The sequence below is a fragment of the Arthrobacter flavus genome, assembly GCF_039526005.1.
GTDB classification, from domain to species: Bacteria; Actinomycetota; Actinomycetes; order Actinomycetales; family Micrococcaceae; genus Arthrobacter_D; species Arthrobacter_D flavus.
Window position 1 is genome coordinate 380559 of the sequence record NZ_BAAAIJ010000059.1, and the last position, 27000, is coordinate 407558.

The 27000-nt window shown below is 65.0% G+C and carries 22 protein-coding genes and 2 riboswitches; of the genes, 11 read left to right on the plus strand and 11 right to left on the minus strand.

Features of this window, described 5'->3' with window-relative positions; all coding sequences use genetic code 11:
• Positions 1–34 precede the first annotated feature (34 nt).
• Both ABD059_RS16785 and ABD059_RS16790 read left to right on the plus strand, forming a co-directional pair.
• A complete protein-coding gene (locus ABD059_RS16785; protein ID WP_343882114.1) occupies positions 35–1411 on the plus strand; it encodes a DUF6421 family protein in 1377 nt (458 codons plus the stop codon).
• Positions 1408–2178, plus strand: coding sequence for an SDR family NAD(P)-dependent oxidoreductase (locus tag ABD059_RS16790; protein WP_343882116.1), 771 nt, complete (start codon positions 1408–1410; stop codon positions 2176–2178). Before ABD059_RS16785 ends, ABD059_RS16790 begins: the two co-directional genes overlap by 4 nt.
• Before the next feature lie 8 nt (positions 2179–2186).
• Here the strand turns inward: ABD059_RS16790 and ABD059_RS16795 are convergent, their stop codons facing one another.
• Positions 2187–3746: an LTA synthase family protein gene (locus ABD059_RS16795; RefSeq protein WP_343882118.1), complete on the minus strand. Its 1560-nt coding sequence runs from the start codon at positions 3744–3746 to the stop codon at positions 2187–2189.
• Positions 3747–3917: 171 nt separating this feature from the next.
• Here ABD059_RS16795 and ABD059_RS16800 point away from each other — a divergent pair, with 171 nt between their 5' ends.
• The 7 genes from ABD059_RS16800 (at position 3918) to ABD059_RS16830 (ending at position 11699) form a co-directional block, all read left to right on the plus strand.
• Positions 3918–5018 (plus strand): threonine aldolase family protein, encoded by a 1101-nt coding sequence (locus tag ABD059_RS16800; protein WP_343882120.1) that lies wholly within the window; start codon positions 3918–3920, stop codon positions 5016–5018.
• A gap of 94 nt (positions 5019–5112) precedes the next feature.
• Positions 5113–5721, plus strand: coding sequence for a DUF3000 domain-containing protein (locus ABD059_RS16805; protein ID WP_343882183.1), 609 nt, complete (start codon positions 5113–5115; stop codon positions 5719–5721).
• A 75-nt stretch (positions 5722–5796) separates the two neighbouring features.
• On the plus strand, positions 5797–7104 hold the full coding sequence (locus tag ABD059_RS16810; protein ID WP_343882122.1) for an HRDC domain-containing protein: 1308 nt from the start codon (positions 5797–5799) through the stop codon (positions 7102–7104).
• Positions 7105–7218: 114 nt separating this feature from the next.
• Complete coding sequence (locus tag ABD059_RS16815) at positions 7219–8478, plus strand: thiolase family protein (RefSeq protein WP_343882124.1); 1260 nt, start codon at positions 7219–7221, stop codon at positions 8476–8478.
• Entirely contained in the window at positions 8475–10586 is a 2112-nt protein-coding gene (locus tag ABD059_RS16820) for a 3-hydroxyacyl-CoA dehydrogenase NAD-binding domain-containing protein (RefSeq protein ID WP_343882126.1), read from the plus strand. Before ABD059_RS16815 ends, ABD059_RS16820 begins: the two co-directional genes overlap by 4 nt.
• 137 nt (positions 10587–10723) lie before the next feature.
• On the plus strand, positions 10724–11188 hold the full coding sequence (locus ABD059_RS16825; protein ID WP_343882128.1) for a MarR family winged helix-turn-helix transcriptional regulator: 465 nt from the start codon (positions 10724–10726) through the stop codon (positions 11186–11188).
• An 88-nt stretch (positions 11189–11276) separates the two neighbouring features.
• On the plus strand, positions 11277–11699 hold the full coding sequence (locus ABD059_RS16830) for an organic hydroperoxide resistance protein (RefSeq protein WP_343882130.1): 423 nt from the start codon (positions 11277–11279) through the stop codon (positions 11697–11699).
• A gap of 305 nt (positions 11700–12004) precedes the next feature.
• Here the strand turns inward: ABD059_RS16830 and ABD059_RS16835 are convergent, their stop codons facing one another.
• The 4 genes from ABD059_RS16835 to thiM all read right to left on the minus strand — a co-directional run bounded on the left by ABD059_RS16835 (position 12005) and on the right by thiM (position 15208).
• The gene (locus ABD059_RS16835; RefSeq protein WP_343882132.1) at positions 12005–12721 is read right to left on the minus strand and encodes an EAL domain-containing protein; all 717 of its coding nucleotides are present in this window, start codon (positions 12719–12721) and stop codon (positions 12005–12007) included.
• A 137-nt stretch (positions 12722–12858) separates the two neighbouring features.
• The gene (gene thiD, locus ABD059_RS16840; protein ID WP_343882134.1) at positions 12859–13719 is read right to left on the minus strand and encodes a bifunctional hydroxymethylpyrimidine kinase/phosphomethylpyrimidine kinase; all 861 of its coding nucleotides are present in this window, start codon (positions 13717–13719) and stop codon (positions 12859–12861) included.
• A complete protein-coding gene (gene thiE / locus ABD059_RS16845; protein ID WP_343882136.1) occupies positions 13707–14357 on the minus strand; it encodes a thiamine phosphate synthase in 651 nt (216 codons plus the stop codon). Before thiE ends, thiD begins: the two co-directional genes overlap by 13 nt.
• Positions 14358–14374: 17 nt before the next feature.
• Positions 14375–15208, minus strand: a complete 834-nt coding sequence (gene thiM / locus ABD059_RS16850) for a hydroxyethylthiazole kinase (protein WP_377959695.1) — start codon at positions 15206–15208, stop codon at positions 14375–14377.
• Positions 15200–15300: riboswitch (TPP riboswitch) on the minus strand. It overlaps the preceding gene by 9 nt.
• 90 nt (positions 15301–15390) lie before the next feature.
• Positions 15391–15486, plus strand: a riboswitch (TPP riboswitch).
• 58 nt (positions 15487–15544) lie between these two features.
• Between thiM and ABD059_RS16855 the strand changes: the two genes are divergently transcribed.
• Positions 15545–16309 carry a 3-oxoacyl-ACP reductase gene (locus ABD059_RS16855; RefSeq protein WP_343882141.1) on the plus strand — a complete coding sequence of 255 codons (765 nt, stop codon included), beginning with the start codon at positions 15545–15547 and terminating at the stop codon, positions 16307–16309.
• A 39-nt stretch (positions 16310–16348) separates the two neighbouring features.
• Here the strand turns inward: ABD059_RS16855 and ABD059_RS16860 are convergent, their stop codons facing one another.
• From ABD059_RS16860 to ABD059_RS16885, 6 genes are all read right to left on the minus strand, one after another.
• Positions 16349–17311 (minus strand): aldo/keto reductase, encoded by a 963-nt coding sequence (locus ABD059_RS16860; protein ID WP_343882143.1) that lies wholly within the window; start codon positions 17309–17311, stop codon positions 16349–16351.
• Positions 17312–17382: 71 nt separating this feature from the next.
• On the minus strand, positions 17383–17799 hold the full coding sequence (gene ndk, locus ABD059_RS16865; RefSeq protein WP_343882145.1) for a nucleoside-diphosphate kinase: 417 nt from the start codon (positions 17797–17799) through the stop codon (positions 17383–17385).
• A gap of 41 nt (positions 17800–17840) precedes the next feature.
• A complete protein-coding gene (locus tag ABD059_RS16870; protein ID WP_343882147.1) occupies positions 17841–18290 on the minus strand; it encodes a DUF4233 domain-containing protein in 450 nt (149 codons plus the stop codon).
• Positions 18291–18324: 34 nt separating this feature from the next.
• Positions 18325–19710: a bifunctional folylpolyglutamate synthase/dihydrofolate synthase gene (locus ABD059_RS16875; RefSeq protein ID WP_343882185.1), complete on the minus strand. Its 1386-nt coding sequence runs from the start codon at positions 19708–19710 to the stop codon at positions 18325–18327.
• 35 nt (positions 19711–19745) lie between these two features.
• A complete protein-coding gene (ileS, locus tag ABD059_RS16880; protein WP_343882149.1) occupies positions 19746–23111 on the minus strand; it encodes an isoleucine--tRNA ligase in 3366 nt (1121 codons plus the stop codon).
• Positions 23112–23436: 325 nt separating this feature from the next.
• Positions 23437–24207 (minus strand): SDR family oxidoreductase, encoded by a 771-nt coding sequence (locus ABD059_RS16885; RefSeq protein WP_343882151.1) that lies wholly within the window; start codon positions 24205–24207, stop codon positions 23437–23439.
• 31 nt (positions 24208–24238) lie between these two features.
• Here ABD059_RS16885 and valS point away from each other — a divergent pair, with 31 nt between their 5' ends.
• Positions 24239–26857, plus strand: a complete 2619-nt coding sequence (gene valS / locus ABD059_RS16890; RefSeq protein WP_343882153.1) for a valine--tRNA ligase — start codon at positions 24239–24241, stop codon at positions 26855–26857.
• The last annotated feature ends 143 nt before the right edge of the window (positions 26858–27000 follow it).

The following is a 27000-nucleotide window of genomic DNA, read 5'->3' on the forward strand; positions in this document are numbered from 1 at the left end:
TAAGTAAACCTTTTGGGTTGCTAGGCTGGCTGCCATGACCTCGACCACCATTGACACCAGCCTCGTCTCACCCGCCGGAGCCCCCGAGAGTTCGCCGGCCTGGCTCCAGCTCAAAGCCGCCGCTTCGGCCCTGCAACCGCTTCAGGTCAAGGACGGATCCGTCCCGGAGCCGTCGGACCATGCCGTGGCGTCCGAACTGGTCGACGCCATTGTCGAGGCCATCACGGCCCTGGCGCCGCTCTTCCCCCACGACGCCGGCTACCTCACGGCCCTCGTCAAGGACTTTCAGACGTGGCAGTCCACGGACTTCGGCGTACCCGATTTCCTGAGCTCGTTGCTGCAGTTCCAGCCGCAGGAGCACCGGGTCGACGGACTCCGACACCTGGTGGTATTCCCCATGTACACGCAGAACGGCAGCACCAGCCGGCTGGTCGAGGCAGTGCTCATTGAAGTCCTCTGGCCCGAGTTCATCGCTGAACTCGAGGCCGGGGAGTATTCCAACAAACTCTTCGTCCCCATCCGCTTCCTCGACTTCACCGCTGGATATGACACCAACTCGGCTGTCCTCTTCCCGGAGACCGTCGCCGTCAGCACCACACCGCAGTTCACCTGGGGCGCCATCTTCGCCGACCGCGAGGCGGCACGCTTCCGCCGGGTGGTCACCGCCGCAGCTGAAATCACCAAGCTGGAGCTGCCAGCCGAAGCCGCGGAACTCGTCGGGGATCAGCAACTGGCGGAGCGGACCTTCGTCATGTGGGACCTCATCCATGACCGCACCCACATGCGCGGCGACCTTCCGTTCGACCCGTTCATGATCAAACAACGCATGCCCTATTTCTTGTACTCGCTGGAGGAGCTGCGGTGCGACCTGACGGCGTTCCGTGAGTCAGTGAAAATCGCGCTCGACGAATCTGCCTCCGACGAGACCCGCAGGCATGCACGACTGGTGCAGTACGCGGTCATCTTCGACCGGATCTTCCGCTTCTCCATCACCGGCAGCAGGGTCCGGAACTACGACGGCCTGGGAGGCCAGCTCCTGTTCGCGTGGATGCACCAGCACCATGTACTGCACTGGACCGACACCCGTCTGAGCATCGACTGGGCGGAGGTTCCCGCCGTCGTCATCGCCCTCGGGGAGAAGATTGAGCACCTGTACTGGCGTTCCATTGACCGGCCCAAGACCGCCCACTGGCTTGCCGCCTATCAACTGGTCACCGAAACCGTCACGCCTCATCCGGCATCGGCCTGGGCCAAGGGTCCGGACGCCCTCGACCTGACCGGCCCACCTCGTGGATTGACTGATGCAGTACTCGACGACGAATTCCCGCTGTCGATGTTCTTCGAAGCCCTGGACCGCAAAATGAAACCCGTCATCGAGTCCACCGCTGGCATCACCGGGACCGCCGAGTGAGCAACGCGTCGCCAGCGCTCGACGGACTGACAGCGCTCCACGGACTGACAGTGGTCGTTGCCGGCGCCGCTGGCGCTTCGGGCGTCGCCTGCGCCACTTTGCTCAGCCGGCACGGGGCCACCGTGGTAGCTGTCGGATCACACGCCGGCCGGCTGGAGCAGGCGCTGGGCCATCTCGACGACGTCGACCGCCGGGTCTGTGATCTGGCCGATGCGCAGGCTGTCACCGAGCTTTGTCAGGCGCTCAGCGCTGACTACGAGTCACTCGATGGCCTCATTCATCTGGTGGGCGGCTGGCGCGGCGGCAAGGGAATCGCCGGGCAGACGGATGATGACTACGAACTGCTCCACACCAGCGTGCTCACCACCTTGCGGAACACCACCCGCGCCTTCTACCCCGCACTTCTCGCATCATCCAGAGGGCGCGTGGCCATCGTGTCCTCCACCGCCGTGGACAGCCCGACGGCGGCAGTGGCCTCCTATGCGGCTCTCAAGTCAGCAGCGGAAGCCTGGACCCGGGCGGTGGCCGACGGATTCCGGCGTGATCAGGAACCCGCCGGCGACAGTACCACCGAGAGCGCGGGCCAGACCTCCGCTGCCACCATCCTCGTGGTGAAAGCCCTCGTCGACGACGCTCTACGGGACGCGCACCCAGAACGCAGATTCCCCGGGTACACCCACGTCGATGATCTGGCGGCAGCCGTGGTTGGCCTTTACGCCGCCGAGGCGCCATCGGTCAACGGCCAACGCATCATCCTGCCCGGCTAGGGCAGACGCTACTGAGCGGCGGCGTCCTCGCCGCCCCAGGCTTTCGCGTAAAAGTGCGGGGAAAGTGAGCTCACCAGCTCCTCGTACTGACTGGGCTGCAGCGCCTGCGCTGAACCAGCCGGGACAGTGGGGGCGAAGGCGGAAACACCCAGCCCGGCCTCCCTGCCCTGGAGCGTCAGGCCGGCAGCTTCCAGGATTGTCGGGTACATGCTCAGCTGGTCCACGCGGGGGCGCAGGGTACTGTTCCCATTCTCCCCTGGAATCCAGATCCGGTTGAAGATGGTGCGGTTGTCATGATCCGTCAGCTCCGCCTGGAAAGCATGGCCGCCACCGATCTGCTTGAGATGATCCCCCATGATCACGACAGCAGTGTCCTCGAGGTAGCCCTGCTCCTTCATATGGTCCACAAATCCGGCCACCTGCGTCATCGAGCAGGAGAACGCGGCGGTCACCTCGCTCTGCGTATCCACGGTGCAGTAGTCGTAGATGTGCACCGGCTCATGGGAATCCAGGGTCAGCATCGAGAGGTTAAACGGCTGACCAGTCCTCTCCGCCTCGGCGTGCAACTCGTCGACCTCGTCCTTCGCGTGAGCCATCAGGCGTTCATCGCTCAGGCCCCAGTCGCTGCGGAAAGCTTCTTCCGGCTCACCCGCGGCACGCCAGTCTGGAAGGTCCTTCACCTCGGAATAGCCGTGCCCGCTCAGGAAGACGTCTTTCGCAGCGAACGCGGCGTTGGCTCCCCCGAGGAAGACGTTCGTGTAGCCGTGCCCACCCAGGACATCACCCAGGCAGGTCGCCCCTTCGAGGTAGGTCTGAACGGTGCCGCCGAGCGCGTTGTAGGCGCCGCCTCCCGAGGTGGAGCCAATACCCTTGAGCGGGATTCCGCACTGCGTCGAGGTGATCCCGGACATGGTCCAGCCCCCGCCCTCGTACTGTTTCAGGTCCTCAACGCTTTGCCAGCCGTCCGACGCCTTCGTGGCCGCCTTGAGCGGTGCGAAGGCATCCTTCTCGAAAAGCTGGTCATCAGCGAGCGTGGCCTCGCCGGACTCAAGATAGATCAGGACCAGATTGCGTTTGTTCGTGGCACTGGTGACGGTCGGCTCCACATGGTAGTCGCCGACGTCGTACCTGGAGTTGGCCGCCTCAAGGTAGTCGCGCACGCCGACCGTGGCAGCAAAAGCGGTGGTGCCACCGACGACAACTGCGGCCACCAGGGCGACGGAGACGGTGCGCATAATCCACGGCGCGCGACGAGGCACTTGACTGTCGCCCGCACGGCGGCGCTGACGACGCCGGAAATACAGCCAGACGGCGATCCCCCCTGTGGTGAGCAGGGGCACCACGCCAATGCCCAGGACGCTCATCCAGACGATGGATCCGCCACCACCATCGGCTTCCACGGCGACGATGTTCAGGAACATCTGGTTCACCGAAATCTCGCCCCAGGAGAGGCGGATAATGACTGCAGCCATGAGAAGGGCGAGACCGACTCCGATCAGGAGGTGGACCACGATCCGCCCCACGACGACGCCGGCCCGGCGGGTCACCTGAAAAGTACGGCCAGGCATCGCACCCCCTGCGTCTCGGATGCCAGGATGTTCGAAGGACATCCGTATCACCAGCCCATTCCCGGGCCCACAAAAGCGTAATACCGTTTGATCCACCGTTCAACCGGGCCCCAGCTGGTGGCAGCGAAGCGAACGCTGAGGATGACCTATCGCCTGGGTGATAATTGAGAGGTGACTGAAATCATCGCGCCCCCAGCCTCCCTGCACAATCCCGATGTCCGCGGCTTCGCGTCCGACAATTACTCGGGAGTTCATCCGGAAATCCTCGCGGCCCTGGCCGCCGCAAACGGCGGCCATCAAACGGCCTATGGCGACGACGTGTACACGCACCGACTGCAGGAACTGATGCAGGAGCACTTCGGTGCCGGCACCGAAGCCTTCCCGGTCTTCAACGGGACCGGAGCGAACGTCCTGAGCCTGCAGTCAATGCTGCCGCGGTGGGGCGCAGTGATCTGTGCTCAAACGGCCCACATCAATAAGGACGAGAACGGGGCACCCGAACGCATTGCCGGAATCAAGCTCCTCACCGTGCCCACCCCGGATGGCAAACTGACCCCAGAGCTGATCGATCTGGAAGCCTGGGGTTGGGGCGACGAGCACCGGGCCCAGCCGCTGGCCGTCTCCATCACGCAGACCACCGAGTTGGGGACGCTCTACACGGTGGAAGAGATCAGGGCGATTGCCGACCACGTGCACGCCCGCGGCATGTACCTGCACCTGGACGGGGCACGGATCGCCAACGCTGCAGCGGCGCTCAACCTGCCTCTACGCGCCTTTACGAGGGACGCGGGAGTCGACATTCTCTCGTTCGGCGGTACCAAGAACGGCCTGATCTTTGGTGAGTGCGTCGTGGTGTTGAACCCTGACGCAGCGACTGGTCTCACGTACCTCCGCAAAATGAACATGCAGCTCGCCTCCAAGATGCGGTTCATCTCGGCGCAGCTCATCGCCCTCCTGGAGGATGGGCTGTGGCTTCGTTCGGCTGCGCACTCCAACGCCATGGCAGCACGCCTGACAGCACTGGTCCAGGAGATTCCCGGGGTGCAGCTCACACAGCAGACCGCTGCGAACGCAGTCTTCGCCGTCCTCCCCCGCGACGCCGCGGAGCGGGTCCGCGAGCAGTTCAAGTTCTATGACTGGGACACCGCCACCGGAGAAGTGCGCTGGATGTGTTCCTTCGACACCACTGCCGACGACGTGGACGCTTTCGCCGAGGCGATCCGCCGGGAAACGGCCGCCAGCCCACACCAGATCGGGCATCTCCAGGCCTAGAACAATCTCGCCGGCTGTATCGGCGAGCCTGCCCGGCACGGGGGTCGGTGTGCCATAGCCTTCCTGAGTGAGCGCAATTGGCGATCTGACCCCCATGCCCCGCGAGTTCCAGTCAGCCCTGACCGAACTTCGCCAGGCGACGTGCCGTAACGAGATCCGGCTGGACGAAATTCCGGCGCCCTCGCGGCTGGCACCCTTTGCTGTGGCCCTTGGCGCTGAAGTATTCCAGGCCGAACCGCACCGGAGGCCCGTGCACGGTCCTGCACTGGCCGCTTTCGCGGGCAGTGAGCCGGAAGAATTGGCCACCGGACGCTTCATCCTGTTGCATGACCCCAACGGCTCCGACCTCTGGGGCGGCACGTTTCGGATTGTCACCTACATCAGGGCGCAACTCGAACCCGAGATGGGAAACGACTCCCTGCTGGGATCAGTCGCCTGGACGTGGCTGGTGGAAGCCCTCCAAAACCACGGCGCCGAGTACGGCTCCGCCGGGGGAACAGCCACCCGAATCCTCTCCGAAAGCTATGGCACGCTGACGGACCGACCCGACAGCATCGATATTGAACTGCGTGCGTCCTGGACCCCTGGCTCGTCGATGGTGCGGAACCATCTGGAGGCCTGGGCGGATATGGTGTGCACCTTCGCCGGTCTACCGCCGCTGCCCGAGGGCGTCACCTCCCTGCCGAACCGTCGCCGAAGCTAGCCCACCGCGCCCTGGCCGCACCCCGCCGTCGGGCTGGCTCGCCAGTCCGAACCGCGCGGCTAGACTGGACCCATCATGACCTCGCAGATTTCGCAGCATCCTGACGATCGCACGCCGGGTGATGACGCACCGGTTGAGGACGTCATCGAACCGCTCCCCCTCCTCAACGAACCCAAAGACGGTGTACCGCTGGTCATCAACACCCAGGCCGGCCTGGAACGTGCGGCCCGGATGTTGGCTCAGGGCACCGGCCCAGCCGGCGTCGACGCGGAGCGCGCATCCGGATTCCGTTACGGGCAACGCGCTTTCCTGGTGCAGATCCGACGCGAAGGATCCGGCACCTGGCTGATCGACCCCGAACCATTCACCGACCTCCGCATCATTGATGAGGCGCTTGAAGGAGTTGAATGGATCCTGCACGCGGCATCCCAGGATCTGCCCTGCCTGTCGGAGCTCGGGATGTGGCCCGACCGGCTCTTCGACACCGAGCTCGCTGCACGCCTCGCAGGGATGCCCCGCGTTGGGCTGGCTGCGGTCATCGAGAGCCTCCTCGGATACACCCTGGCCAAGGAGCACTCAGCCGCTGACTGGTCGCGCCGCCCGCTGCCCGAACCGTGGCTGCGCTACGCCGCCCTGGACGTTGAGGTGCTGACCGAGCTACGCGCCGAACTGATTGCCCTGTTGACCCACGATGGAAAACTTGACCTTGCCGAGCAGGAATTTGAGCACATCCGCAACACCCCGCCCGCCGAGCCGCGCGTCGACCCGTGGCGCAGGACATCGGGTCTGCACCAGATCCGCGACCGGCGTCAGCTGGCGGTGGTCCGACAGCTTTGGCTCGAACGCGAGGACCTTGCCAAGAACCGGGACATTGCCCCGGGCCGCCTGATCCCCGATTCGGCAATCCTGGCCGCGGCCAAGGCCTTGCCAACAACAGTCCCGCAGCTGCTGGGCACCAGCGGCTTCCATGGCCGTGCGGCGTCGCGGGAGGCGCCGAGGTGGTTGCGCTGTATCAGCGACGGACGGTCATCGGACCAACTCCCCGATCTGCAGGTGCCCACCAATGCACCCCCTCCGCCTCGGGTGTGGGCGGACAAGGATCCGGAGGCCGCCGCGCGGCTGGCGACGGCGCGTCCCCGGCTGGCAGCAATAGCGGAATCCTCGAATCTGCCCATCGAGAACCTCCTGACACCCGACTATCTGCGCCGGGTGGCCTGGCGTCCGCCAACCGAGATCACGCTCGAGTCGATCAGCGCGGCGCTGGCCGAACTGGGCGCGCGTCCCTGGCAGATTGAAAAAATTGCTGCGGTGCTGACGGTGGCGTTCCTGGACCCCGATCCGCTACCCGAGAAAACACCGAGGACCGCAGACTCAACCCGGTAGTCCCCCGGTCTTCAACACTTCCGCTGAGCCATCCTTGCAGGCTAAGTTACTCACAAGTAACATAGGGTCGAATCACTATCTCGGATCGAATCAAGACTCAATGAGGAGCAATAGGTGAGCACCACTACAGTGCCAGCGCAGACCGGCTCAGGTCGCCGGATCAAGGATGTCGTGTTCGTCGACGGTGTCAGGACTCCGTTCGGCAAGGCCGGTGAGAAGGGCATCTACGCGGGCGTCCGTGCCGATGATCTGGTGGTCAAGTGCATCCGCGACCTGATGCGCCGCAACCCAACCCTGCCCCCCGACCGAATCGACGACGTCGCCATCGCCGCCACCACCCAGACCGGTGACCAGGGGCTCACCATCGGCCGCACCGCCGCGCTGCTCGCGGGTCTCCCACGGACGGTGCCCGGCTTCGCGATCGACCGGATGTGCGCCGGCGCCATGACTGCCGTCACCACGACGGCGTCGGGCATCGCCTTCGGTGCGTACGACGTGGTGATCGCCGGCGGTGTTGAACACATGGGAAACCACCCCATGGGTGCCGACACCGACCCGAACCCGCGGTTCATGTCCGAACGGCTGGTTGACCCTGCGGCGTTGAACATGGGCAACACGGCAGAAAATCTCCATGATCGATTCCCCGCCATCACCAAGGACCGCACCGACGCGTACGCTGTCGCCAGCCAGACGAAGCTCGCCGCCGCCTACGCGGGCGGACAGATCCAACCCGATCTGGTGCCCGTCGCCTCCCGCAAGGAAGGCACCGGGTGGACCCTCAATACGGTCGACGAGCCACCACGGCCCGACACCACCACCGAGGACCTGGCCGCGCTTCGCACCCCGTTCCGCGCTCACGGTCGGGTCACTGCGGGAAACGCCGCCGGGTTGAACGACGGCGCCACCGCCGCGTTGCTCGCCTCCTCGGATGCCGCCGCCGAGCTGGGCCTGCCCGCGAAGATGCGTCTGGTGGCCTACGCGTTCGCCGGCGTCGAGCCTGAGGTGATGGGGATCGGGCCGGTACCGGCCACGGAGAAAGCCCTGCGCCAGGCGGGTCTGTCCATCGACGACATCGGCCTGTTTGAGATCAACGAGGCGTTCGCCGTGCAGGTGCTCTCCTTCCTGGACCACTTCGGTATTGCCGATGAGGACCCCCGTGTCAACCGATATGGCGGCGCGATCGCCGTCGGCCACCCGCTGGCATCCTCAGGAGTGCGCCTGATGCTGCAGCTGGCCCGGCAGTTCGAAGAGGACCCATCGGTGCGGTACGGCATGACCACCATGTGCATCGGCCTGGGCATGGGCGCCACGGTGATCTGGGAGAACCCTCACCACCCTGACTATTCGACCAACGCAGCGGAGGACGCAGCATGAGCTTTGACCGTTATGAGACACTCGCGGCGCTGGTGCCCGACGAGGTCATCACCCATTCCTACGTCCAGGACATCGACCTGCCCCACGGGGGCGGGACCCTCGCCCTGATCACCCTGGACAACGGGCTGGACCACACCAAGCCCACCACCCTCGGACCCAACACGCTGATCGAACTCGGCCGGGTGCTCGAGGGGCTGAAGGCCCGTGCGACCAACGGCGAGCTAGCCGCCGTGGGCATCACCGGGAAGCCCTACTTCCTGGTGGCCGGTGCCGATCTGTCGACCGTCAAATCGCTCAAGGCCGCCGAGTACGGCTCCCTGATGGCTGAGCTCGGCCACGAGGCCTACAACCTCCTGGGGAGTCTCGGGGTCCCGAGCTTCGCCTTCATCAACGGGGTGGCGCTCGGTGGCGGCCTGGAGGTGGCCCTCGCTGCGGACTACCGCACCATTTCCACCGGGGCCAACGGAATCGGCCTGCCGGAGGCATTCATCGGTCTCGTCCCAGGGTGGGGCGGTGTCTACCGCCTGCCGCGGCTGATCGGTCCGGCCGCGGCCATGAAGGTGATGATCGAGAACCCGCTGAGCAACAACCGGATGCTCGACGGGCGCGCCGCGTTCGGCCTCGGCATCGCCGATGTGTTGCTGGAGCCAGCCGACTTCCTGGAGCAATCCCTCGCCTGGGCCGCCGGGGTCCTGAAGGATCCCTCAGCCGTCGACGCCCGCCGTGCCGAGCATGGCACTTACACGGACACCGACTGGGATGCGGCGGTCGCCGCGGGCCGGGCCTTCGTCGCGGCCAAGACGTCCAACGCCGCACCCGCACCCGGGAAGGTCCTTGACCTCTTTGAAGCGGGAAAGAACCTCACCCGCGAGGAGTCAGCCGCCGCCGAGTGCGAGGCCCTGACCTACCTCATGCAGACGCCCGAGTTCCATGCGACGGTGTACGCGTTCCTGGATCTGGTGCAGAAGCGGGCCAAGCGTCCTGCGGGTGCTCCCGACCGCAAGCTCGCGCGGAAGGTGACGAAGGTCGGCGTCGTCGGCGCTGGCCTGATGGCCGGGCAACTCGCCTTGCTGTTCGCTCGACAGCTCAAGGTCCCCGTGGTCCTCACCGACATCGACCAGCAGCGCGTCGACAAAGGAGTGGCTTATGTCCACGCCGAGGTCGACAAGCTGCTGTCGAAGAAGCGGCTGTCCCCCGATGCGGCGAACCGGACCAAGGCACTGGTCTCCGGTTCCGTCTCGAAGCAGGCGTTTGCTGACGCCGACTTCGTGATCGAAGCGGTCTTCGAAGAGCTCGGCGTCAAGAAGGCGGTCTTCGCGGAGGTCGAAGCTGTGGTGTCGTCCGAGTGCATCCTCGCGACCAACACCTCCTCGCTGTCGGTCACCGAGATGGCCGCCGACCTCGCCCACCCCGAACGGGTGGTGGGTTTCCACTTCTTCAACCCGGTGGCGGCCATGCCACTGTTGGAGATCGTCAAGGCACCACACACCGACGACGCCGTCCTGGCCACCGCTTTCGCACTGGCCAAGGAACTCAAGAAGTCGGCCGTACTGGTGCAGGATGCGACGGCGTTTGTGGTCAACCGCATCCTCGGGCGGATGTTTGGCGAGATCACTGCGGTGTTCGATGAGGGCACCGACGCCGCAACCGCTGACAACGCGCTGCGCCCGATGGGGCTTCCCATGACCCCGTTCCGCCTGCTCGCCCTGGTGGGGCTACCGGTGGGTCAGCACGTCCAGGAATCCTTACATACCTCGTTTGGTGACCGGTTCCATGTCTCGGCCAACCAGCAGAAGCTGATCGACGCCGGGATCAAGGGTCTCTGGGTCAAGGGTGAGGACGGCACTGAAACGGTGCCCGAGTCGACCCTCGCGCTGATGTCCCGAGGTGACACGCCGTCGGACAGCGCGGCAGTGCTCCGCCGGACCCAGGATGCCCTCGCCGACGAGATCGGCCGCATGCTTGATGAGGGAGTGGTTGCCGCGCCCGAGGATATCGACCTGTGCGTCATCCTCGGTGCCGGCTGGCCCTTCCACCTGGGCGGCATCACACCGTACCTGGATCGGGTGGGCGCAGCCGAGCGGGTCAACGGGAAGACCTTCCACTAGGTCCCGACGCACCTAGGCTGCCACCCGGAACGGCGCCCGCCCCTCCTGTAGGGGCGGGCGCCGTTCCGGTTACGGATCGTGGCTCGAGTACCAGGATATAAGTTGTGCACAATCTAGTTTGGTGATTGGATGGGGGAATGGAAGGTGACCTTCGGCTCGAAAACCAGCTGTGTTTTGCGCTCTACGACGCAGCCCGGACCATGGCGGGCGCCTATCAGGCGGCGCTGACCCCCCTCGGGCTCACCTATCCGCAGTTCCTGGTGTTGCTCGTTCTCTGGGAGGAGGATTGCCGCACCGTGTCGCAGCTGGGGTCCCGACTGCATCTGGATAGCGGCACCCTCTCACCGCTGCTGAAACGGTTGGAGACCCTCGGGCTGGTGGAGCGTCGCCGGGAAAGCCAGGACGGCCGCGCCGTCACCATCCGTCTGACCGAACGCGGCGCGGGGCTTAAGTCACAGGCTGCCTCCCTCCAGGGAGACCTGCGGGACCACCTCGCGATGAGCGATGAGGAGCTCGCAGCGCTCCACGTCCTCGCGGCACGCTTCTGCACTGCTGCCAGGTCACCCATGGGCGGGACACCGTCCCCCGCTGACCACACCTGAGCACCACTGACGGCTCAAGAGCATCGACCGCTTGACCCTTCAGCACCAGACCACCCACCGACCGCTTGACCAATCAACGAGGAGAACCATGAACGCTATCTACACCGCCGAGGCCATCGCCACCGGAGCCGGACGAAACGGCCGGACCCGCACCGACGACGGACAGGTCGATTTTGCCCTCGCAGCGCCGAAGGCACTTGGCGGCTCCGGTGAGGGCACCAACCCCGAGCAGCTGTTCGCGGCCGGGTACGCCGCCTGCTTCCACTCGGCCCTGCAACTGGTCGCCCGCGAGGCCAAAGCAGATCTGGGAGACTCCAGTGTGGGCGCAAAGGTGGGCCTGGGACGCAACGACAACGGTGGCTTCTCACTTCAGGTAACCCTCGAAGTAGTTGTCCCCGGCCTGTCACAGGACGAGGCACAGGCCCTGGCGGACAAGGCACACCAGGTATGCCCCTACAGCAATGCCGTCCAGGGCAACATCGACGTCTCCGTGATGGTCTCGGACGACTGAGCCGGGACTTCCTTTCCTGGCGCCAGGTCACCAGTGCCCACTGGCCGCCGGGTCACCGGCGGGGAAAGTTGCCGAATCCGGTGGCCGGGGGAAGGCATCCAAACAATCCGACAAAGCGCGTGCACGAGCCTAGGTGTTCGAGGAGGCGTTGTCGTTGGTCAGTGCGGAGCTCACCACGGTTGCGCATGCCGCCGCCGAGGAGCTCAAGCTGGAGCGCCTGGAACGGGCACGGAAGGGCAAGTCCTCAAGCGGGACGCCTCAAGCCGCTCGAAGGGAGCCAGACGCTAGGCGAAGCGCGATAGCCGCTAGCTACCAACGGCGCTGGATACCATCATCGCGGCGCGCAACGGCGGAAGCTCCTCGAACGCTGGCCTCGCGAACCAGTACCCCTGGAACAGGCCGATACCAGCCGCCTGCAGTGCGAGGTATTCCGCTTCGGTTTCGATGCCCTCCGCAAGGACAGTGATGCCGAGCTTGTCTGCCATGTCTACGATGCCAGCGACGACGGTCTGGCGGGCCGGGCTCGTGTCGATCCCACGGATCAGCAACATGTCGATCTTGATCAGGTCAGGCTGAAAATCGACGAGCAGGCCCAGCCCTGCGTGACCGGCCCCGAAATCGTCGATGGCAGTGGTGAAACCGTGCTTGCGATATTCGGTGATGATGTTCGTGAGGTGGCCGGTGTCGGACACCTCCTCGTTCTCGGTGAACTCGAACATGATCGCCGACGTCGGAAACCTGAAGCGGGCGGCGGCCTGCAGCGTCGCGCGCAGGCAGGCAGCCGGCTCGTAGACAGCGTTGGGCATGAAATTGATTGAGAGCTTCAGGTCCTCGCCCACGGGGAACAGTCGAGAGGCCAGTTCGATGGCCTTGACCCGGCAATCCTGGTCGAACCGGTACTTCTGCTCCGGTGTCACCCGCGAGAGGACGTCGTAGGCACCTTCGCCGGCGAAGCCCCTGACCAGTGCCTCATAGCCCCAGACCCGCCCGGCGACGGCGTCATAGATCGGCTGGAAAGCCATGCTGAAGTCAAAGTCCAACTTTGACGAAGTTCTGCAGCCGTCACATGCCATGGGGATCCTCTCGGGGGTTGGGTCTACGGTATGTCACGGGGGCCGGATGTCAGTCGATTTAGGCGTGTCGGACCGGACCTAGGTCTTCACTTGCCCGGCAATGCTGCTGTCCATAAGTGATGGAAGTGATTGATCGGTCCGCTACCCTCGCCGACCTGTAATTCGTCGGCGTACGTCAGGGCCCCCTGCAGCCACCCCTTCACCTCACCGATGGCGGTACCCCAGTCCCCCGTCCGCGCCATGACTGTCGCGACGGCAGCGGACAGCGAGCACCCTGTTCCATGGGTATTGCTGGTCGCGACTCGCGGACCGAGGAACTCACGGAGGGTCTCCCCCGCTCCTCCCGCCGCATCCACCAGGGCATCCGGGCTCGAATCCGTCAGCAGATGCCCACCCTTGACGAGGACAGCCGTTCCCGCACCGGCAGAGAGCCTCCGCGCCTGGTCCAGGGCATCCGGCCAGTGGGTGGCAATCGGCTCGCCCACCAGAACCGCGAGTTCGGGCAGATTGGGCGTCACCAGGTTCACCGTTCCGACCAGGCCCCGCATTGATGCTTCAGCCGAGTCAGCCAACAGTCGGTCGCCGCTGGTGGCAATCATGACGGGGTCGAGCACCACCAGTTGCGGTTGAATGCGCAGGAGCCACTCGTGGACAACCTCGATGGTCGCTACATCCCCGAGCATTCCGATCTTCACGGCGTCGATGATCACGTCGTCGCTCACGGCATCCAACTGTTCACGCAGGAACGCGGTCGGCGGAGTGTGCACCGAACGAACCCCCCTCGTGTTCTGTGCGACGAGCGCTGTCACGACGGCCATCCCATAACCACCCATTGCGGCAATACTTTTCAGATCAGCCTGGATACCTGCTCCACCCGTGGGATCGGTTCCGGCGATGCTGAGAACGCGGGGGACCCGGCGGAGGGCTAACGGTCCTAGGAGCGCCATTGGCCGGTCAACTCTCGTGCCGCTGCCTCCGGATCGGTCGACGCACAGACGGCTGAGACGACCGCGACCCCTGCAGCCCCGGCGTCGCGGAGCGGGCGCACATCGGATACCCCGATCCCGCCTATTGCCACACACGGCAGAGAGCTTGCAGACGCCAGAGCACCGAACCCATCGCATCCCAAGGGGTCGGGATGATCCGCTTTGGTGGCTGTCGCATGGATGGCACCGACCCCCAAATAGTCGACTGTCCCGGCCTGCAGATTGTGAGCGGCCCCTATTTCGCCGCCGGTGGCAGCGCTGAGGCCGACGATCGCACCCGGACCGACGATTGACCGCACCAACTGGACGGGCAGGTCGGATTGACCGACGTGCACTCCGGCGACCTGTGCTCCGCGGGCCCGAGCAGCCAGGAAGACGTCAACCCGGTCGTCGACCAACACGGGGACAATCGATCCAACCGATTCGGCAACCGCGAGGAGTAACTGCAGCAGACCCCTGGTTGACGCGTTCTTGTCGCGCACCTGAACCATGGTCGCGCCGCCAGCCACCGCCGCTGCAACGACGTCGGCTACCGGAGTAGGTTGGCACAGGCCAGTGTCAGTCACAAGGTACAGGGACAGCCGGTCCCGAAAGGTCACGGCCTCGTTCCATCGATTCATCGCGCGCTGTCCGATACGCTCACCGCACGGAGATTCACACCGGAGGCGACGTCGTCGGGTGTCACGGCAGCCAGCCGGTCGAGGAATTCGATGGCGAAGCTCCCGGGTCCGTGTGCCCGCGCCGCCGCCTGCTCCGCTGCGAGGGTGTATACACCCGTGGCCGCAGTGGCCGCGAGAACGGCGTCGTCGGTTAGAGCGGCGAAGGCAGCCATGACGGCGCCCAGCGCGCAGCCCCCACCCGTCACCTTCGTGAGCAAGGCATGCCCGTTCGCTACGACAACGGCATCACCCTCGGGACCAACCATGAGATCGTGGGCGCCTGATATGGCCACAGCCGACGACGTCGACCGCGAGAGTGACCGGGCCGCGTGTAGAGCATCCAGAGGATCGTCGGTGGAATCGACTCCGCGCCCACCAGAGCCCGCACCCGCCAACGCGAGAATCTCGGAGGCATTCCCCCGAATGATCCTCGGGCTCCGCCCCGCCAGCTGACCGGCCAGCTCCGTGCGGACAGAGAGGAATCCGACGGCCACGGGGTCCAGCACCCACGGCGTCCCGGCGGCATTCGCCGCCACCACGGCTTCGGTCATCGCCGTCTGCTGATCCCGCTGGGGAGTTCCCAGATTGATCAGGATTCCCGACGCGACGGAGGCGAACTGCCTGGCTTCCGAGGGAATATCCACCATGGCCGGCGCCGCACCGACCGCGAGGAGGACATTGGCGGTGAAGTTGGTCACCACCGCGTTGGTAACACATTGGACCAAGGGGGTGGTGGACCGTAATTCTTCGAGCAGTCGAGCACAATCAGATGATGCATGACGAACAGTCATCCACGACATCCCTTCGCTAGTCCGAACTAGATCAGGTTCAACGGGTGTCACTTCTCAGCTGCTCCTGGTGAGCAGCACCCCGTGCCATGGTCACCACCCTAACCGCTGCGCCCCAGACCTCCACAAATCCCCGCGCCAGTCCTGCCAGGTAGCGGGACGGTCTCCTCGCCGGTTACTGTGTCAGGAGCGACACGGGGTGCCGGTTTTTGCTGGCTGAGATCATACCCGTCGAACCTGATCCAGTTCGGACTGGCGAAGGGATGTCCATCCGGTCTTTTCGGTCGGTTCATGCGTCTTTTCGCCCCGATTCTCACACGACTTCAGACGGGGTACTCCATGAAACTCACCGAACAGATTGTCCTGGTTACCGGAGGTGGTCGGGGCTTGGGACGAAGCATCGTCGAGGCGTTCTCGACCGAAGGCGCCCGCGTCATCATCAACTACCGGGCCAGCGCAGCCCAAGCTCACGAGCTCGCCGCCCAGATCGGCCCGGAACGGGCATTGGCTGCAGCAGCGGATGTGACGGATCCTTTGCAGGTCGGCGATCTCCTCGAACGAGCGCGGGTGCACTTCGGAGCTCCTGTCACCACAGTGGTGAACAACGCGCTGGCATCATTCACTTTCAATGGGGACGCCCGCTCCACCGCGGCGGAGATCAGTTGGGATGAGTTCAGTGCCCAGTTCGCTGGCAGCGTCAGGGCCGGGTTGAACACCACGCAGGCGGCACTTCCGGGAATGCGCCAGCACCACTTCGGGCGCATCATCAACATTGGCACGAACCTGTTCCAGAACCCGGTGGTGCCCTACCACGACTACACAGCGGCGAAGGCGGCACTGCTTTCGCTGACCCGAACCCTGGCGAAAGACCTTGGACCCCACAACATCACCGCCAATATGGTCTCCGGGGGTCTGCTGCGCACCACTGACGCCAGCGCCGCGACCCCCGAGGAGGTCTTCGATTACATCGCCGCATCAACCCCGCTGGGTCGGGTGACCACTCCGCAGGAATTCGCCGCCGCCGTGCTCTTCTTCGCCTCGCCCTGGGCCCGGTCCGTAACCGGGCAGAACCTGGTCGTTGATGGCGGGCTGGTGATGAACTGACTAATGCCCTCGCCGGGCCCTGGGCGCAGGTCGCCGGTTCTAGACGACCCGGGGGAAAATCCGGTCCAGTTCCTGAAGTTCAGTCTCTGACGGGACCCAGCACACAGCCTCGGCATTCTGTTGAATCTGCTCCGGTTTGGTGGCTCCGGCGATCACTGACGCGACGGACGGCTGGGCCGCCAGCCAGGAGAAGGCTACCTGGAGTTCGGTCAGGTCACGGGCCCTCGCGAAGGCTCCAAAGTCGGCCAGCTGATTCCAGTCGGCGCCGTCGAGCAGGTTCGTCCGGGAGTGGGTCAGCCTGCTGCCCGCTGGAACCTTCGAGGCACTGTATTTGCCGGTCAGCAGGCCATTCGCCAGAGGGAAGAAGGGCAGCACGCCGATCCCGTAGGCTTCGGCTGCGGGGACAACCTCGGCTTCGATGGAGCGCTCGAGGAGGTTCCAGTGGTTCTGGGCCGAGATAAAGGGGGTGTATCCGCCGAGCTGGGCCACGAACTCGGCCTCGGCGATCTGCCAGCCGGCCCGGTTGGAGTGGCCGATGTACCTGACCTTGCCGCTGGTGACGAGGGCGTCCAGCGCCGAAAGGGTCTCGTCGATGGGCGTCAGCGGGTCCGGGGCGTGGAACTGGTACAGATCAATCCAGTCAGTGCCCAAACGGCGCAATGAAGCCTCAACAGCCTTCATGATGTAGCGGCGCGATCCGCGCGCACCCCAATCAGGGCCATTGGCGCCTTTGAGGTCCAAGCCGAACTTAGTGGCGATGAGCACGTCGTCGCGGTTCTTGACCAGAGCCTTGCCCAGCATTTCCTCGCTCAGGCCGGGGGTCTTTCCGTAGGAATCGGCCACGTCGAAGAAGTTGATTCCCGCATCGATGGCCGCTCCGATCACGGCGTTGGTGCCTCGCTGCGTTTCGGTGGGCGTTCCGGCGCGGCCCAAATTGTTGCACCCGAGCCCCACCACTGAAACGTTCAGTCCGGAGTTGCCGAGTCTACGATATTCAGTCATGGGACTACGCTACAACACCGGTTACCCGAGGCACCTTCCGGTGCCCCGGGTGGAATCCGGCGTGTTGGGGCTCAGGCGAACCAGATACCCATTTCACGCTGCGCCGATTCTGCCGAGTCCGAACCGTGGACCAGGTTCTGCTGCACCTTCAAGCCCCAGTCTCGGCCCAGATCGCCCCGGATGGTGCCGGGTGCTGCGGCTGTTGGCTCGGTGGCACCGGCGAGGGACCGGAAACCTTCGATGACCCGCTCGCCCTCAAAGATCGCGGCGACGATGGGCCCACTGAGCATGAACTCAACGAGTGGTTCGAAGAAGGGCTTGCCGACGTGCTCCTCGTAGTGCTCTTCGAGCATTGCACGGGTGGCCGACACCATTTTCAGGTCCACCAGGGTGTACCCCTTGGCTTCCACCCTGGACAGGATGGTCCCGGATAGTGCGCGGGACACGCCGTCGGGCTTGATCAGTACAAGAGTGCGTTCAGCGCTCACAGAAGTCCTCCAAAATGTTGGGTATGGCCAGTGGAACTCTACTAAACATTAGCGCCGGGCTCTGACCCGCCCTCGGGGTTCGCCCGCTCCCATTCGGCCTGCTGGCGGTCCCGCTCAACGTTTTCGGCGTCGAGGCGGATCCCGGTCCGGATTCCGTACAGCCAGGTCAGGGCGAACAACACACCGATCAGGAACATGGTGGGTTCGATGAACCCGGTAGCAATGATGACCAGCTGCAGCACCCAGCCGATGGCGATGCCGTACGGCTTGGTCAGGAACGCGCACGCCCCCACCAGGGCGATGGCCAACGCGATTCCCACCGAGAGGATCAGCGCCGGTGAGATGGTGTCGCGCAACAAACCAAAAGCGGTCAGGGTCGCGAACAGCACCACCAGCGCCTCGAGGGTGAGGACCACCGAGGCGAAGGTGACCTTGATGGACCGGCGCTTCTTCGGCGTGCCGGGACGCCACTCCCGCTGCGCCTTGGTCATGCGGTCTTTCCGGTTTTTCTCCATGTGCACTCCCCTACTTGCCCAGCAGGGTCCGGGCCTCCCCCACCACCGTGATGGAACCGGTGATGAGGATGCCCCCCGCAAGGTCGTTGTTTTCCTCGGCCTTCATGACCGCCCATTCGAGGGCGTCATCGAGCCGTTCGGCGATGTGGACATTTTCCTCGGCGAACCCGGCCGCCAACGCATCCTGCAGGAGCTCGGCCGCGGGAATGGCACGGGGCGAGGTTGACTGGGTCAGGCAGATGTCCTCGAGGATGCCGCCCAATTCCTCATGCAGTTCGGCCAGGATGGCCCCCGCATCTTTGTCCTGGAGCACTCCGACCACCAGGATCAGCCGGCTGAAGTCGAAGGCTTCCTTAACCGCTGCGGCTGCTGCCTTGGCACCGGCGGCATTGTGCGCGGCGTCGACGATGATGCTCGGTGCGGTGCGCACCACCTCGATCCGTCCCGGCGAGGTGACGGTCCGCAATCCTTCGCGGACCACGGCTGCGTCGAGTTCACGGGTTCCGCCGCCGATGAACGCTTCGACAGCGGCGACGGCGACGGCGGCGTTCTGCGCCTGGTGAGCCCCGTGCAGGGGCAGCAGCAGCTCTTCGTAGCGGCCGGCGATCCCGTTGATGGACAGCACCTGTCCGCCAACGCCGATGGTCCGGGTCTCCACTCCGAACTCCACTCCTTCGAAACGGAACTCGACGCCGACCTCCTGTGCCTTCTCGAGGAGCACCTGGGCAGCCTCCTGGGGTTGGGCCGCGCTGATCAGGAAGCCGCCGGGCTTGATGATTCCCGACTTTTCCAGCGCAATGTCGTATTCGGTGTCGCCGAGGAGTTCCGTGTGGTCCAGGGAAATCGGCGTGACGACAGCTACCTGGCCGTCGCCCACGTTGGTGGCGTCGGTGATGCCGCCGAGGCCCACCTCGATGATCGCGACGTCGACCGGCTCGTCGGCGAACACCGCGAACGCGAGAATGGTGATGCTTTCGAAGTAGGTGAGCCGGGGGTCCCCCGCCGCCTCCAGTTCGCCGTCGATGATTTCCAGGAACGGCCGGATCTCGTCCCAGATCCGCACGAAGGTCTCATCGGAGACCGGTTCGCCGTCAATGCTGATCCGCTCGGTGACGCTGCTCAGGTGTGGGCTGGTGTAACGCCCGGTCCGCAGTTCATGCGCCCGCAGGATGCCCTCGACCATGCGTGCGGTCGAGGTTTTCCCGTTGGTTCCGGTGAGGTGGATGATCGGAAATGCCTTGTTGGGCTCACCGAGAATCTCCATGGCCCTGATCATTGGGGCCATCCGCGGTTCCATTTTGTTCTCAGGCGCCCGGCTCAACAGTTCCGCGTAGACACTCTCCACCGAGAACTTGTCGAACGCGGTAGGCGTGGGGCCGTTTGACTCCGCATCCATTGGCTCCGAGTTCATTGGCTCTGGGGTCTGCTCGCTCATGAGTGCCTCTCTACTGTGACGGTGAACTCGCCGGCCGCTGTCTCGCCGTCAGTCGGCGCTGCCGCTACGACGTGTAGTTCATTGGTCAGCGTTTCCGCCTTGATGAGTGCTGCGTTGGATGTCAGGGCGTCCACCAGTTCAGGTGCCACCCCCAGGGTGGTGACGATCCGGTCGCTGATGTGCAGGTCCGCGTCGCGGCGCGCCTGTTGAATGGCACGGATCGCGTCACGGGCCGCGCCTTCGGCGGCGAGCTCCTCAGTGACCTCGGTGTCGAGGACCAAGAATCCGCCCCCGGGCAGGACCGTGACGGCCTTGCCGGAGTTGTCACCGTCGTCGGCCACCACGGTTTCGAGCGTGTACTCGTGCGGCTCGAGCGCCAGCTCACCGGCGGTCACCGCACCATCGGCGTCCACCGACCAGTCGCCGGATTTCGCCGCCTTGATGGCGGACTGGACGTTCTTGCCCAGCCGCGGGCCAGCAGCGCGGGCATTCACGACGAGCTTTTGCACAATCCCGAATTCCTCGGGTGAGGCGTCGGCCGCGTCGATCAGCCGGACCTTCTTGATGTTCAGCTCGTCAGCGATGATCCCCTGGTATTGGCCGTCCAGGTTTCCGGCGGACGGTGCCACCACCGTGAGGTTGGCGAGCGGCAAGCGGACCCTGAGGTTCGCTGCCTTCCGCAGGCTGGATCCGGTGGAGCAGATCTGGCGGGTGCGTTCCATCCGTTCCACCAGGTCAGGGGCCTCGGGGAAGGCCGATGCCTCGGGCCAGTCGGTGAGATGCACCGAGCGTCCGCCGGTCAGTCCGCGCCAGATTTCCTCGGTGACGAGGGGCAGCAGCGGCGCTGCGGCCCGGCAGACTGCCTCGAGGCAGGTGTAGAGCACGTCGAAGGCGTCGGTGTCCTCGTCGAAGAACCGCTGCCGGCTCCGGCGGACATACCAGTTGGTCAGGGTGTCCAGGTAGCGCCGGAGGGTCTCGCAGGCGTCGCTGATGTTGAAGGCGTCAAGGGACGCCGTCATGTCCCGCACCAGGTTTCCGGTGTAGGCGAGGATGTAGCGGTCCACGGGCTCGGCGAGGCGTTCCGCCTGCTCCGGACCGACAGTCTTCGCTTCGTAGCCGGTGCCGCCAGCGGCGGCATTCGTGTAGAGGCTGAAGAAGTGCCACACGTTCCAGAGCGGAAGGATGACCTGACGGACGCCGTCGCGGATGCCCTGCTCGGTGACGATTAGGTTGCCGCCGCGGAGTACCGGGGAGGACATGAGGAACCAGCGCATCGCGTCGGCGCCGTCACGGTCAAGGACCTCGGTGACGTCCGGGTAGTTGCCCAGGCTCTTGGATGCCTTCTGCCCGTCGTCGCCCAGGACGATGCCGTGGCTGATCACGTTCCGGAACGCAGGCCGGTCAAACAGTGCTGTGGAGAGGACGTGCAGCATGTAGAACCAGCCGCGGGTCTGGCCGATGTACTCGACGATGAAATCTGCCGGGTTGTGGGAGTCGAACCATTCCTGGTTCTCCATCGGGTAGTGCACCTGGGCGAAGGGCATGGAACCGGAGTCGAACCAGACGTCCAGCACGTCTTCGACCCGGCGCATGCTGGACTGACCCTCCGCCGGGGACCGGGGGTCGTCAGGGTTGGGCCGGGTCAGCTCATCGATGAAGGGGCGGTGCAGGTCCGGCTCGCCGGCCTTGTTCAGGGGCAGCCGGCCAAAGTCGGCCTGGATCTCCGCGAGCGAGCCGTACACGTCCGTGCGCGGGTACGCGGGGTCGTCTGACTGCCAGACCGGGATGGGGCTCCCCCAGTACCGGTTCCGGCTGATCGACCAGTCCCGGGCGTTGGCCAGCCACTTGCCGAACTGTCCGTCCTTCACATTTTCGGGGATCCAGTTGATGTCCTGATTCAGGTCCACCATCCGGTCCTTGATCTTCGTGACCTCGACAAACCAGGAGGACACCGCCCGGTAGATCAGCGGGTTGCGGCACCGCCAGCAGTGCGGGTAGCTGTGCACATAGCTAGCCTGGCGGACCAGCCGTCCACTGTCCTTCAGTACCCGGGTGATGGGCTTGTTCGCGTCGAAGACCTGCAGGCCCACAATGTCCGCGAGCGGCCCGTGTCCGTACATCGCCAGGAAGCGCGCACCTTCATCCACTGAGAGGATGACCTGGATGCCAGCCTCCTCGCAGATCTTCTGGTCCTCCTCGCCATAGGCGGGTGACTGATGCACAATGCCGGTGCCGTCAGTGGTGGTGACGTAATCGGCCACCAGGAACCGGAAGGCGTTGTGGTAGCCGCCCTGTTCGGGGTCGGCCAGGTAGTCCCAGAGTGGTTCGTAAGCGAGATCAGCGAGCTCGGCGCCCTGCAGGGTGCGCGCGACGGCGGCGGTCGCGTCCTTCGCGGAAGCGTAGCCGAGGTCCTTGGCGTAGTTGCCCAGCAGGTCTGCGGCAATCAGGAAGCGGCGGTCGTCGTCGGCCAGGGTTGGCCCGGCGGGAACCACTGCGTAGGCGATGTCGGGCCCGACGGCGAGGGCGGCGTTGGTGGGGAGGGTCCAGGGCGTGGTGGTCCAGGCGAGGGCCTGCACCCCGGCGAGTTCCTGCGACAGCCCGGTGTTCCCAGCCAGGATGGGGAAGGTCACGGTGACGGTCTGGTCCTGGCGGTCCTGGTAGACGTCGTCGTCCATGCGCAGCTCGTGGTTGGAGAGCGGCGTCTCGTCATTCCAGCAGTACGGCAGCACCCGGTATCCGTTGTAGGTGAGGCCCTTGTCGTACAGGTTCTTGAACGCCCAGATGACCGACTCCATGTAATCGACATTCAGGGTCTTGTAATCGTTGTCGAAGTCCACCCAGCGGGCCTGGCGGGTGACGTAGTCCTGCCACTCGCCGGCGTACTTCATGACCGAGGACCGGCAGGCGTCGTTGAACTTGTCGATGCCCATGGCTTCGATCTGGGCCTTGTCGCTCATGCCCAGCTGCTTCATCGCCTCAAGCTCGGCGGGCAGCCCGTGGGTGTCCCACCCGAACCGGCGCTCCACGCGGTGGCCGCGCTGGGTCTGGTAGCGGCCCACCAGATCCTTGGCGTAGCCGGTCAGCAGGTGGCCGTAGTGGGGTAGCCCGTTGGCGAAGGGAGGTCCGTCATAGAAGACGAACTCGTTGGAGCCGTTCTCGCCATCGGGCAGGTCTGCGCTGCGGGCGTCGATCGACGCCTGGAACGTGCCGTCCGCGTCCCAATACTTGAGGATGCGTTCCTCAATCTCAGGAAACCTCGGCGATGCCGAGGATGAACTCGGCGACGCCGAAGAGGAAACGGAAGCGCCAGCGGCGTTGTCAAGGCTGGTGGCCTTGGGGTAGATCTGTGGCATGTTGTTCATCCTGTAGGCAAGGTGTGGTTCGTTACCTGCGAGGACGTGTCCAACGGCTAGCTCATCATGCAACCAGCGCGCCCGACCCGCGGTACCACCTCACTTGCCGCCAGCGGGAAATCTCTTCCCGCGGCCGCCACTTCGTGACCGCTGTGACGGGCTTACCCGTCCGGTTCTACTATCCTGCTGTGCGTGTGACCTGCAACTGTTCAAAATTGTTACCGGTCTGGCGGACGGCGGGGGTTCTTCCGGAAGCTCACCGGTGATGGCCGGGTCAACGCTGTTGCACCTAGTCTAGCCGATATCGGCCGCCACGGCCGGACTGCCGGGCCGGCTAGTGGGTCCGGATCACCTTGTGCGCTGCGGCCTGCGCCAGCGGGCGAACCACAATCTCGTCGAGGTTCACGTGGTGGGGCACCGTGACCGCGTAGACGACGATGTCCGCCACGTCGTCGCTGGTGAGTGGCTTGTCGACTCCGTCGTACACCTTGGAGGCGGCGTCTGCGCTGCCCAGACGGTTCAGGGAGAACTCTTCGGTCTGCACCATGCCCGGCAACACCTCGATGACACGGATACCATGCTCGGCCTCCTCCAGCCGAAGTGCCCGGGTCATGGCGCGCTGGCCGGCCTTCGCCGCGTTGTACCCGGCGCCACCTTCGTAGGAGACCATTCCGGCCGTGGACGTCAGATTCAGGACGGTACCCCCATCCGTGTGGTCCCGGAGCATGGGGAGAAAGGCGCGGGTCATCTTCATGGTGCCGACCACGTTCGCCTGGTACATCCAGTCCCAGTCGGCAGTCTTCGCGTCCCCGAGCCGGTCGGCGCCACGGGCACCGCCGGCAATGTTGATCAGGGTGTCGATCCCTCCGGCCTCGGTGACTGCGCCAAGGAGGCGCTCGACGTCGTCGTCAGCGGTGATGTCCGTCGGCACGGCGATGGCGCCGGTCTCGGCGGCCAGCTCCGCCAACCGGTCCGCGCGGCGGGCGACGGCGAAAACCCGCCACCCCTGGGCCGCGAGCAGGCGGACCGTAGCCTCGCCAATGCCGGTGCTGGCTCCGGTAACAACTGCTGATCGCTGCGCTGGGGTGATCTGGGTGGAAGTCATGGATCCAACTTATCGTGAAACAATTGCCGGTATGGCTGAACACACTCCGGGCACAGACACGCCCGCAACAGTAAATGTCCCTGACAAACCGGTTCTTGAGGGTCTCGAGTCCCGGCTCGCCGCACAGTGGCGGGCGGATGGTACCTACACCTTCGACCCCGACACGTCCCGGGCGGAGGTGTATTCGATTGACACTCCCCCGCCCACTGCCTCAGGTTCGCTGCACGTAGGCCACATGTTCTCGTACACCCAGACCGACGTCGTCGCCCGGTACCAGCGGATGCGCGGCAAGAACGTGTTCTACCCGATGGGATGGGACGACAACGGCCTGCCCACCGAACGCCGCGTCCAGAACTATTACGGTGTGCGTTGCGACCCGTCCGTCGCCTACGACGCGGACTACACACCTCCCGCCGAGCCGCCCAAAAACCAGCGCGATTTCGACGCCGTCTCGCGGCGGAACTTCATTGAGCTGTGCGAGGAGCTTGCGGTCCAGGACGAACTGGTCTTCGAAAACCTGTTCAGCACCCTCGGCCTCTCGGTCGACTGGAACCTGACCTACCGCACCATTGACGACACCTCGCGGGCCGTCAGCCAGCGGGCGTTCCTGGAGAACCTCGCCGGCGGCGATGCGTACCTCGCCGAGGCACCTACCCTCTGGGACGTCACGTTCCGCACCGCGGTGGCGCAGGCTGAGCTGGAAGACCGGGAGCAGCCTGGCGCGTACCACCGGATTGCGTTCCACACCCCCGGTGGGGAAAAGATCTTCATCGAGTCGACCCGCCCGGAACTCCTGCCCGCCTGCGTGGCGTTGGTGGCGAATCCCGACGACGAGCGGTACCAGCACCTGTTCGGTACCGCTGTTACGTCGCCGTTGTTCGACGTCGAGGTGGAAATCAAGGCGCACCCGCTGGCGAAGCCCGACAAGGGCACCGGCATTGCCATGATCTGTACGTTCGGTGACCTCACCGATGTCATCTGGTGGCGTGAGCTGCAGCTGCCCACCCGTGCCATTGTGGGTCGGGACGGCCGGATCCGGTCCGAGACCCCCGAGTGGATCAGCACTGACAAGGCCCAGGAGAACTATTCGGCCATCGCCGGGAAGACCGTCTTCAGCGCCAAGGAAGGCGTCGTTGCCTTGCTCCGCGCCAGCGGGGAGCTGGAGGGCGAGCCGAAGAAGGTGGTTCACCCGGTCAACTTCTATGAGAAGGGCGACAAGCCGCTCGAGGTTGTCACCAGCCGTCAGTGGTACCTCCGCAACGGTGGCCGCGACGAGGCCAAGCGGGAAAAGCTCATCCAGCGAGGCCGGGAGATCGATTTCCACCCCGCGTTCATGCGGTCCCGGTACGAAAACTGGATTGAAGGACTCAACGGCGACTGGCTGGTCTCCCGGCAGCGTTTCTTCGGCGTCCCGATTCCGGTGTGGTACCGCCTCGACGCCGACGGCGAGCCCGACTACGAGGCCCCGATCGTGCCGACCTACGAGTCACTTCCCGTGGACCCCGCGGCGGAACCGGCTCCCGGCTTTGACGAGAGCGCCCGCAACCAGCCGAATGGTTTTGTCGGCGAGAACGATGTGCTGGACACCTGGGCCACCTCGTCGCTGACGCCCCAGATTGTGGGCGGCTGGCCGAAGAACCCGGATCTGTTCGCGAAGGTCTTCCCCTTCGATCTTCGGCCGCAGGGCCACGACATCATCAGGACCTGGCTGTTCTCGAGCGCTGTCCGCGCCGATGCGCTGCAGGATTCGGCACCATGGCGCCATGCCGCACTGTCCGGCTGGATTCTGGACCCGGATCGCAAGAAGATGTCCAAGTCCAAGGGCAACGTGGTGGTCCCCACCGATGTGCTCGAGGAATTTGGGGCCGACGCCGTGAGGTACTGGGCTGCTTCAGCCAAGCTGGGTGCCGACACAGCCTATGAGATTGCGCAGATGAAGATCGGGCGCAGGCTGGCCATCAAGTTGCTGAACGCGTCGAAGTTTGTGCTGAACCTTGGTGCCACCGAGCACACGGTCCTCACCGATGACACCTCAGTAGTCACGAACCAGCTGGACCTGTCCCTGCTGGCTCAACTGGCACAGGTCATCGACGCGTCGACGGCCGCCTTCGAAAAGTATGACTACGCCAAGGCGCTGCAGCTGAGCGAGACGTTCTTCTGGTCCTTCACGGATGACTACGTTGAGCTCATCAAGGACCGCGCCTACGGTGCGGCCGGTGAGGCCGAGCAGGCGTCGGTGCTGGCCACGCTCGCCACGACCCTTGACGCAATGCTGCGGATGTTCGCACCGTTCCTGCCCTTCGCGACTGAAGAGGTGTGGAGCTGGTGGCGCAGTGGGTCGGTGCACCGGACCGAATGGCCGACGTCGGGCCACCTGGCCGGAACCATCCGCACCGCCGATACCGGGGTGTTGGGCACCGTGGCGCTGGCGCTCGGCGGCATCCGCCGGTCGAAGTCCGAGGCCAAGGTGAAGCAGCGTACCGAGGTGCTCAGCGCCGTCGTCAACGGTTCTGCCGCGCAACTGCGCCAGCTCAATGCTGGCCTGAATGACCTGCTGGCTGCGGGCAATGTCCGTGAATTGCGCCTCGCGGAGGCCGAGGGCGAGCTGTCAGTCTTCGAGGTGGAGCTGGCTCCCGTCGAAGCGCTCTAAGAGCAGCCCACGCGAAGAGGCCCCGCAGACCAACGGTCTGCGGGGCCTCTCGCGGTTAAGTGGCTCTTCGCAAACGAGAGTGTAGGCGGGGTGTAGCCGGGGTGGGCGCGTCGGTGACGAGATGGAGGTCGAGGCCTTCCGAT

Excerpts from the sequence above, each read along its gene's own strand:
- ABD059_RS16785 (WP_343882114.1), top strand. The coding sequence starts at position 35 with ATGACCTCGACCACCATTGACACCAGCCTCGTCTCACCCGCCGGAGCC.
- ABD059_RS16795 (WP_343882118.1), bottom strand. The coding sequence starts at position 3,746 with ATGCCTGGCCGTACTTTTCAGGTGACCCGCCGGGCCGGCGTCGTCGTG.
- ABD059_RS16805 (WP_343882183.1), top strand. The coding sequence starts at position 5,113 with ATGCCCCGCGAGTTCCAGTCAGCCCTGACCGAACTTCGCCAGGCGACG.
- ABD059_RS16810 (WP_343882122.1), top strand. The coding sequence starts at position 5,797 with ATGACCTCGCAGATTTCGCAGCATCCTGACGATCGCACGCCGGGTGAT.
- ABD059_RS16820 (WP_343882126.1), top strand. The coding sequence starts at position 8,475 with ATGAGCTTTGACCGTTATGAGACACTCGCGGCGCTGGTGCCCGACGAG.
- ABD059_RS16825 (WP_343882128.1), top strand. The coding sequence starts at position 10,724 with ATGGAAGGTGACCTTCGGCTCGAAAACCAGCTGTGTTTTGCGCTCTAC.
- ABD059_RS16830 (WP_343882130.1), top strand. The coding sequence starts at position 11,277 with ATGAACGCTATCTACACCGCCGAGGCCATCGCCACCGGAGCCGGACGA.
- ABD059_RS16835 (WP_343882132.1), bottom strand. The coding sequence starts at position 12,721 with ATGGCTTTCCAGCCGATCTATGACGCCGTCGCCGGGCGGGTCTGGGGC.
- thiD (WP_343882134.1), bottom strand. The coding sequence starts at position 13,719 with ATGGCGCTCCTAGGACCGTTAGCCCTCCGCCGGGTCCCCCGCGTTCTC.
- thiM (WP_377959695.1), bottom strand. The coding sequence starts at position 15,208 with ATGACTGTTCGTCATGCATCATCTGATTGTGCTCGACTGCTCGAAGAA.
- ABD059_RS16855 (WP_343882141.1), top strand. The coding sequence starts at position 15,545 with ATGAAACTCACCGAACAGATTGTCCTGGTTACCGGAGGTGGTCGGGGC.
- ABD059_RS16860 (WP_343882143.1), bottom strand. The coding sequence starts at position 17,311 with ATGACTGAATATCGTAGACTCGGCAACTCCGGACTGAACGTTTCAGTG.
- ABD059_RS16870 (WP_343882147.1), bottom strand. The coding sequence starts at position 18,290 with ATGACCAAGGCGCAGCGGGAGTGGCGTCCCGGCACGCCGAAGAAGCGC.
- ABD059_RS16875 (WP_343882185.1), bottom strand. The coding sequence starts at position 19,710 with ATGGATGCGGAGTCAAACGGCCCCACGCCTACCGCGTTCGACAAGTTC.
- ileS (WP_343882149.1), bottom strand. The coding sequence starts at position 23,111 with ATGAACAACATGCCACAGATCTACCCCAAGGCCACCAGCCTTGACAAC.
- ABD059_RS16885 (WP_343882151.1), bottom strand. The coding sequence starts at position 24,207 with ATGACTTCCACCCAGATCACCCCAGCGCAGCGATCAGCAGTTGTTACC.
- valS (WP_343882153.1), top strand. The coding sequence starts at position 24,239 with ATGGCTGAACACACTCCGGGCACAGACACGCCCGCAACAGTAAATGTC.